Annotated in this window: 7 protein-coding genes; 1 reads left to right on the forward strand and 6 read right to left on the reverse strand. The window is 69.0% G+C overall.

From position 1 onward, the window contains the following. Positions 1-130: 130 nt before the first annotated feature. The 3 genes from EON91_RS13395 to EON91_RS13405 form a co-directional block, all read right to left on the reverse strand. Complete coding sequence (locus EON91_RS13395) at positions 131-895, reverse strand: ABC transporter permease (protein WP_292095693.1); 765 nt, start codon at positions 893-895, stop codon at positions 131-133. Further along, a complete protein-coding gene (locus EON91_RS13400) occupies positions 892-1,644 on the reverse strand; it encodes an ATP-binding cassette domain-containing protein (RefSeq protein WP_292095695.1) in 753 nt (250 codons plus the stop codon). The genes EON91_RS13395 and EON91_RS13400 overlap by 4 nt, the downstream gene beginning before the upstream one ends. Positions 1,645-1,739: 95 nt before the next feature. Further along, positions 1,740-2,777: an ABC transporter substrate-binding protein gene (locus tag EON91_RS13405; RefSeq protein WP_292095697.1), complete on the reverse strand. Its 1,038-nt coding sequence runs from the start codon at positions 2,775-2,777 to the stop codon at positions 1,740-1,742. A gap of 87 nt (positions 2,778-2,864) precedes the next feature. On the opposite strand from EON91_RS13405, the gene EON91_RS13410 reads away from it, so the two are divergent. After that, positions 2,865-3,371, forward strand: a complete 507-nt coding sequence (locus EON91_RS13410; RefSeq protein ID WP_292095700.1) for a hypothetical protein — start codon at positions 2,865-2,867, stop codon at positions 3,369-3,371. Positions 3,372-3,880: 509 nt separating this feature from the next. Here EON91_RS13410 and EON91_RS13415 read toward each other — a convergent pair. From EON91_RS13415 to EON91_RS13425, 3 genes are all read right to left on the reverse strand, one after another. Next, positions 3,881-5,218: a sorbosone dehydrogenase family protein gene (locus EON91_RS13415; protein ID WP_292095702.1), complete on the reverse strand. Its 1,338-nt coding sequence runs from the start codon at positions 5,216-5,218 to the stop codon at positions 3,881-3,883. Next, complete coding sequence (locus tag EON91_RS13420) at positions 5,218-5,640, reverse strand: DUF2231 domain-containing protein (RefSeq protein WP_292095703.1); 423 nt, start codon at positions 5,638-5,640, stop codon at positions 5,218-5,220. Before EON91_RS13420 ends, EON91_RS13415 begins: the two co-directional genes overlap by 1 nt. Positions 5,641-5,738: 98 nt before the next feature. Further along, positions 5,739-6,713, reverse strand: a complete 975-nt coding sequence (locus tag EON91_RS13425) for an alpha/beta hydrolase (RefSeq protein WP_292095706.1) — start codon at positions 6,711-6,713, stop codon at positions 5,739-5,741. Between the last annotated feature and the right edge of the window lie 845 nt (positions 6,714-7,558).

Below are 7,558 nucleotides of genomic sequence, written 5' to 3' on the forward strand. Positions count from 1 at the left end.
CCTGCGCGGCCGCCGGGGCCGCCATGGAAGCGGCCGCGCAGGCGACAGTCAGGATCAGGGCGCGGCGCAAAGGGATCTCGCAAAGGCGGACATCAGACGCCACGCTAGGGGCCCGACGCTTAATCCGCCGCTAACGCCCGCGCGCGTTAAGCACGCTGCGCTCCACCGCCGCGATGACGGCGTTCAGCAGCAGGCCCAGCAGCGCCAGCCAGACGACGGCGGCCAGCAGTTCGGCGATGCGCAGGCGATTGCCCGCCTCCAGCAGCCGCCAGGCCAGCCCCTTGGTCGCGCCCGAGCCCGAGACGAACTCGGCCACCACGGCGCCGATCACGGCCTGACCGGCGCCGACCCGCAGACCCTCCAGCGCCTGGGGCAGGGCGGCGGGCAGGCGCAGGCGCCACAGCCGTTGCAGCGGCGAGGCGGCATAGAGGTCGAACAGGCGCTCCAGATCCGGGTCGGCCGACTTCAGCCCCGTCAGCACGCCCGAGAAGATCGGATAGAAGGCCACGGCGGCGGCCAGGATGACGACCGCCAGTTCGGCCCGGTCCAGCCCCGTCCAGATCAGCACCAGCGGCGCGATGGCAATCACGGGCGTGACCTGAACGATGACCGCCAGCGGCCGCACCCCGCGCTCGGCCGACCGGCTGAGCGAGACGGCCAGCGCCAGTCCGCCGCCCACCGCCGTCGCCAACAGCAGCGCCTGCATCGCCATGCCGAAGGTGGCCCAGGCCGAGGCCGCGAGCACCGGCGCGCGCTCAACCAGGGCGACCGCCACCGCGCTGGGCGGCGGCAGGAAATAGACCGGGATGGCCAGCAGGCGGCACGCCGCCTCCCATCCCGCCAGCAGGACGGCGAAGGCGATCAGGGCGGGCAGCAGGGCCGTCAGCCGCCTCATTCTGGAACCCCCATGGCGTCTGACAGGGCGGCGGCGACATCCTCGACCGCGCGGCGATAGTCGGCATGGGCGCGCCACTGCGGCGGGCGGGGCAGGGCGCCGGGCGTGGGGATGTCTGCGACGGCGCGGCCGGTTGCGGCCTGCAGCACCACCACACGCCCGGCCAGATAGACCGCCTCCTCGACATCATGGGTGACGAAGACGATGGCCGGGCGGGGCGCGCCTGCGGCCCACAGGGCGTGCAGGTCCTTGACCAGGGCGCGGCGGGTGATGGTGTCCAGGGCGGCGAAAGGCTCGTCCAGCAACAACAGTTCGGGGCGGATCGACAGGGCGCGGGCCAGCGACACCCGCATGGCCATGCCGCCCGACAGCTGGGCCGGGCGGGCGGACAGCGCCTCCGACAGGCCCACGGCGGTCAAGGCTTCGGTCGCGCGCCGCCGGGCCTCAAGCCGGGGGACGCCGGAAAGTTCAAGAGGAAGGGCCACATTGGACAGGGCGTCAGCCCAGGGCGCAAGCGTCGCGCTCTGGAAGACGAAGCCGATGCGGCCGGGACCGGCGGCGCGGGTCGCGGTCCCCTCGTCGGGTTGCTCCAGTCCGGCCAGCAGGCGCAGCGCCGTCGACTTCCCCGATCCCGACGCCCCGACCAGCGCCACGATCTCTCCGGCCGCGACGGTCAGGTTCAGCGGGCCCAGCGGCCGGACGCGGGACGGGTAGTGGATGATGGCGGAGGACAGGGTGGCGGCGGTCATCATAAATTCTTCCCCTGAATGGGGAGGCGCGATGTTCCATCCCTTGCCGTCATCCTCGGGCTTGACCCGAGGATGACGGCGAGTGAGGGGCCTTCTCACCCACGGCCCGGCAGGTACTGGGTCGTGAAGGCGTCGCGCCAGTTCAGGCCGGGATCATAGACGCCCGCCTGGCTGGTGACGTCAAAGAAGGCCTGCCAGCGTTCGGGGGTCATCGTCCCCAGACCGTAGAGGGCGGCGTCGCCGCCATCGACGATGGCGTACTCGCGCAGCTTGGCCCGGGCCTGATCCAGAACGTCCTGGGTCATCTCGGGGTTGTCCTTGCGGATCAGGGCGTCGGCGGCCCTGGCGTCGCCGTGGATATAGTCGCGCCAGCCCTCGGCCGAGGCGGCGATGAAGTCACGCAAGGCCTGGGCGTTGTCCCGCGCAAAGGCGTTCGGCGCCAGCACCATGGTGGCGTAGGAGGGGTAGCCTTCATCCGCCAGCAGGAAGACGCGCGGCTCGAACCCCGCCTCCTTCTCGATCGAATAGGGTTCGCTGGTCAGATAGCCCTGCTGCACCGCCCGCTTGTCCGCCAGGAAAGGCGCCGGGTTGAAGGTGTATTTGCGGACCTGATCGTCGGTGAAGCCGTATTTGGCCTTGAGCCAGACCCAGAAGGCGGTGATCGAGGCGTCGGCCAGCAGGATCGGCCGGCCCTTCAGGTCGGCGATCGTCTTCAGCGCCGGGTCGGGATGGGCGATCAGGACCTGGGGGTCCTTCTGGAAGAAGGCGGCGACGGCCTTCACCGGGGCGCCCTCGGCGACCAGGTTCATCGGGATGAAGCTGTTGGAGCCCATGCCCAGCTCGACCGCGCCGGACGCCAGCAACTGCGGCACGTTCACGCCCGGCCCGCCCTGAATGATCTGGACGTTCAGACCGCGCTTCTCATAGGCCCCCGACGCCAGCGCCTGATAGAAGCCGCCATGCTCGGCCTGGGCGCGCCAGTCGGTGGCGAAGCGCAGGCGGATGCGCCCCTGCTCGTCCACGGGGGCCTCGGCCCGGCCGCAGGCCGACAGGCCGGCGGCGCCGAGAGCGGCGGCCGTGCCGGCCAGCAGGGCGCCGCGGCGCGTCAGCAGGCGATTCCCGAGCGGGTTCATGTGCCTAGGTCTAGGGGAGGGACGGGGCTATTGAAAGATCAAGTTGCGCCGGTCCAACGTGGGACCCAGTCGGGATAGGAGGGGGTCATGGAAATGCTGGTGTTGGCGCTTGTGGTGGCTGTCATGGGGCAAGAGGTCGTCCCCACAGAACCAACGGCCCATCGTCAGAACGATCTGACCGGTCCCCGCTTCATTCTTGACCTTGAGCCGGTCTTTGTCGGCCGCAAGATGACGCTTGGCGCCTATCGCTCTCGTCACCATCCCAGCGTGGATATCCTGAGGCGCGAGACTATGGGGGAAGGCGGCGGGATTGCCGTGGCCTGGGCGCGATCAGATACCTGCGCCGCCGTTACGACCTTCCTGCGCGACGGGCCGTCACGACTTGAAATCAGCCTGCCGATCCTGCCCTCGAGCTTGCCGCCTGCGCCGGTCGCCGACGGTGTGCGTGTCAGCTTTCAAGCTCCGTTTGGGGCCATCGAAGGCGCATCGACACGCTTCCACTTCGTCGGGAACATAGATTCCCCGGTTTATGCCTGGTGGACTCGTCACGAAGCGGCGCTGGAGCGGTGCTGGGTTGTCGGCGAGCGACCCTGATCTGGATCGCGAGGGCCAAAATTGAGCGAGGGGACGAAGCGTCCGGGCGAACCGGTGCTCTTCGTCCCCTCACCAAGTCCGGGTTGGACTTGGCCAGATGGGTCAGGGCCCTGGCCTGGGCGCCGTCCGGGCGAACCCGAATGGCGGTCGGCTGTATCCTGTCGGCCCCTGGTCTCTGGCGTTCCGCAAGGCGAACCTTGCGCCGTCCGTCGATCCCGGTCCGGTTCTCCGTGAACCGACGCCGAAGCGTCTGTTCGGGAGCCTGGACCCAGTCCTTCGTCGCATCGGCCCTAAGGCCTTTTGCTTCGTCCGATCTGAGAGCCGGACCGACCCGCTTGAAACCCCGGTCTCCCCGGATTTCCGCGCCGCCGTGTCCCTCGGCCCGTTGACGTTCCGATGAAACCCGCTATGAGGCAAGCGCCCCAATTCCGCCGGCTGTGCGGAACCGCCTCGGCGCCGGTGGGCAACTCTGTGGACATCTGTGGACGGACCGAATTCGCACCTGCGGATCAGGGTCTTGCGTTGTCCACAGAAAGCGCAGGGGCTGCCGGTGTCGTCGTCGGTGCGATCCGCCAGACCGTGTTCGACAGGTCGTCGGCCACCAGCAGGATGCGGCGCGTCGGGTCAAAGGCGACGCCGACCGGGCGGCCGCGCGCCTTGCCGTCCTTCAGGAAGCCGGTGGCGAAGTCGATCGGCGGACCAGAGGGTCTGCCGCCGCTGAAGGGAATCCAGGCGACCTTGAAGCCGGACGGGTCCTGACGGTTCCAACTGCCGTGCATGCCGACGAAGGCGCCGTCGGTGAAGCGGCCGCCAAAGCCGCCGTCGCGCGCGAAGCTGAGGCCCAGCGCCGCGACGTGGTTCCCCAGGGCGTAATCGGGCGTCACGGCGCGGGCGACCAGTTCGGGTTTCTGTGGTTTGACGCGCGGGTCCAGGGTCTTGCCCCAATAGCTGTAGGGCCAGCCATAGAAGGCGCCGTCGCGCACCTGGGTCAGATAGTCGGGGACCAGCTGCGGGCCCAGTTCGTCCCGCTCGTTGACCACGGACCACAGCAGGTTGCTGGTCGGCTCGATGGCCAGGGCGGTGGGGTTGCGGATGCCGGTGGCGATGGTGCGCCGGGCGCCGGTCAGGCGGTCGATCTCCCAGACCACGGCGCGCTCTTCCTCGACCGCCATGCCGCGTTCGCCGACGTTGCTGTTGGAGCCGATGCCGACATACAGCCTGGTCCCGTCCGCACTGGCGGTCATCGCCTTGGTCCAGTGGTGGTTCAGCCGCGAGGGCAGCTTGGTCACCTCCTCGGCCGGGGCGGTGATGCGGGTCTGGCCGTCCTGATAGGGGAAACGCAGCAGGGCGTCCTGGGCGGCGACGTAGATATAGCCGTCGACGAAGGCCAGGCCGTACGGCGCGTTCAGGTCGGCGATGAAGATCTCTCGCACCTCGGCGCGGCCATCGCCGTCGGCGTCGCGCAGCAGGGTGATGCGGTCGCCGCTTTCGACCTGGGTGTTGCCACGTTTCTTGATCACGCCGGCGATGACGTCCTTGGGCCGCAGGGGCGGGGCGCCGCCGCCGCGACCTTCGGCCACCAGAATGTCGCCATTGGGCAGGACCAGCATCTGACGCGGAATCCGCAGGTCGGTCGCCAGCGGGGTGATGGCGAAGCCGGCGGGGACGGTCGGCATCTCACTGCCCCAGGCCGCCGGAAGCGAGATCTTCATCGGCGGGATGAGCGTCTGGTTCCGCTCAGGGATCGTGGGGCGGGGCCCGACCTCGTTCAGGGCCGGATCACTGGGACTGCCGCAGGCGGCGAGCGCCAGGGCGAGGGCCGAGGCCGCAAGGCTGAACCGGTTCATCAGAGGGTCTCCTGCGTGTGGCCGGACCAGGCGATCCAGCCGGCGATCAGGACCAGCACGGCGGACAGGATGGACAGGGTCAGGCCGAAGGCGCCGACCGAGCTCCAGGCGTCCTGGCTATGCTTGAAAGCGTTCACCAGGCCGATGATCCAGGCCAGGGCCAGGGCGATCACATAGGCCAGCGGTCGGCGGGCGCCGCCGCGGCGCCGGGCCAGAACCGCGTCGATGATGGCCCAGACCCCGACCAGCCCGCCCATGACCAGGGCGCCGGCGTTCAGCCAGGCCGCGAAATTGGTCCACTGCAGCTCGGCGGTGTTCAGATAGGTGATGTCGGCGGCCAGCTGGGCCGGGAACAGGGCGACGGGGAACGCCAGCATCAGGGCGTGTAACGGGTGTGGCCGATAGGCCCCTGGCAACAGCATGGGTGTCCGCCTCCTGTGAACAGCTTCACCGGTGGCAATCCCTCGGGGACGGTTTGGTTTCGGCCTGCGACAGTCGGTCTGTGCAACGGGGCGGGCGATCAGTCCGCCAAACGCGCGCCCATCCAGTGCCGGATGGCCTGCCGGGCGCCGCGTGCGGCAGGGCCGCCGAAATGCAGGAAGCCGTGCGGCGCCTGGGGCACGCGGATCAGGTCGGCGTCCGACGCCTCGCCCCAGCGGGCGGCCATCAGGGCGCTGTCCTCGAACAGGGGATCGCGCCCGCCCGCCAGGAACAGGGCGGGCGGGACATCGGTCAGATCGGCGTACAGGGGCGAGACGTCGGCATGGCGCAGGGCGGCCTCGTCCCGATCGGGCGCCAGCCGCGCCAGGTCCGCCTGCATGGTCGGGCCATTGAACAGCAGGGTTTGCGGCCCGGCGGCGCGCACGCTGTCCGTGCCCGACAGGTCAAAGACGCCATAGGCGAAGACGCAGCCGCGCACCCGGTCGGCCAGCCCCTGATCGCGCAGGGCGATGACGGTCAGGGCGGCCAGATGCCCCCCGGCGCTTTCGCCCGCCATGAACAGGTCGTGGGCGCCCAGGTCGTCCAGATGCTCCAGCGTCCAGCGGGCGGCCCGGACGCAGTCGGCGATGGCGGCGTCGATATAGACACCGCGCCGCTCGGACAGCAGGCGATAGTCGATCGACACGACGCAGAAGCCATGATGGACCAGATGGGCGTTCAGCCGGTCGTTCAGCCCGGCGCTGCCCAGCACCCAGCCCCCGCCGTGGATGTCCAGCACGACCGCGCGCGGGCGACCGTCGGGCCGCAGGATGCGCAGGGGCACGGGCTGATCGCCGCCGGTGTCCACGATCTCGACCGTCACGCCGCGCCGCTTGAAGCTGAGCGGGGTCAGCCGGCCCGAGGCGGCGTCCAGCCAGGTCGACAGCCGCTGCCCCGCCTCGACCCGCCAGGGATCGGTGCGCAGCCGCGGCGCGCGGGCCAGGATGGCGTTGACGCGGCGCAGGGCGGCCAGCTGGGCAGGCGCGAACTCGACGGTGTGAAGACGCAGCGTCATGGTTGATCCGATCAGACCGTTGGGCGAGCAGCGTCCGCTCGCCTCCATTGCTGACGTAGGCGAAAGATGCTGCTCTTGGCCATGCCGAAGGCTAAGCCAAGCGACCGTGACATAGGCCTGGACCGACACGAATGCCCGGGACTGCTAATGTGCGAGATCGTCCGCGATCGGATCACCCTGAGGCTACGTCGCGGAGGGGGCGATGGGGACGCGCGAAGGTCGCTTATCGCCAGGGTGTGATCCTGCCCGCGTCTGTCGGCGATTGAAGGAGTGATGGCGGTTTTCCGCACTTGGGGCGCGGTTCGGCTCACGACCCGTTGCGGACGTTCGAGGGATAGCGGATTGTGCTCCGATGAAATATTGGGCCGCTGCAGCGATAATCGTCTTCGCCTTCACGCTGGCCAACTGCGCCGGAGCTCGCCACTCCAGACTAAGTTCCTCGGACCTTGCTCAATGCCGATCATCCGGCGGCTATGAGAGCGTCTCTCCGTTTGGATCCCCAATCTGCCAGAAGGAGTACGCAGATGGGGGAAAGCTCTGCCAGAGCACGTCTGACTGCACCGGCAGGTGTCTGAGCGAGGCCCCAGAGAATGCCGCCGTCGTGGCCGTGGGCAGCGTCGTCATCGGACGCTGCGAGCCCCATCAATCCACCTTCGGATGTCACGGCAGGGTCGAAAATGGAAAGTTGGCTGAGCCCTACATCTGCGAGGATTGAACGACCGCTTTCGACCCATTGCAGACACGAGAGAGGCGATTAGACGATGGAGCTACACAAGCCGAATAACCAGTGTCCAGCCGGTGACTGCGACGATCACCGCTAAAGCCATTGTTTTTGGACGCAGCTT

This window comes from Brevundimonas sp. (assembly GCF_004210735.1).
Taxonomy (GTDB): domain Bacteria; phylum Pseudomonadota; class Alphaproteobacteria; order Caulobacterales; family Caulobacteraceae; genus Brevundimonas.

What these genes read in the sequence shown, in the direction of transcription:
- EON91_RS13395 (WP_292095693.1), bottom strand. Translation starts at nt 895, where the DNA reads ATGAGGCGGCTGACGGCCCTGCTGCCCGCCCTGATCGCCTTCGCCGTC.
- EON91_RS13400 (WP_292095695.1), bottom strand. Translation starts at nt 1,644, where the DNA reads ATGACCGCCGCCACCCTGTCCTCCGCCATCATCCACTACCCGTCCCGC.
- EON91_RS13405 (WP_292095697.1), bottom strand. Translation starts at nt 2,777, where the DNA reads ATGAACCCGCTCGGGAATCGCCTGCTGACGCGCCGCGGCGCCCTGCTG.
- EON91_RS13410 (WP_292095700.1), top strand. Translation starts at nt 2,865, where the DNA reads ATGGAAATGCTGGTGTTGGCGCTTGTGGTGGCTGTCATGGGGCAAGAG.
- EON91_RS13415 (WP_292095702.1), bottom strand. Translation starts at nt 5,218, where the DNA reads ATGAACCGGTTCAGCCTTGCGGCCTCGGCCCTCGCCCTGGCGCTCGCC.
- EON91_RS13420 (WP_292095703.1), bottom strand. Translation starts at nt 5,640, where the DNA reads ATGCTGTTGCCAGGGGCCTATCGGCCACACCCGTTACACGCCCTGATG.
- EON91_RS13425 (WP_292095706.1), bottom strand. Translation starts at nt 6,713, where the DNA reads ATGACGCTGCGTCTTCACACCGTCGAGTTCGCGCCTGCCCAGCTGGCC.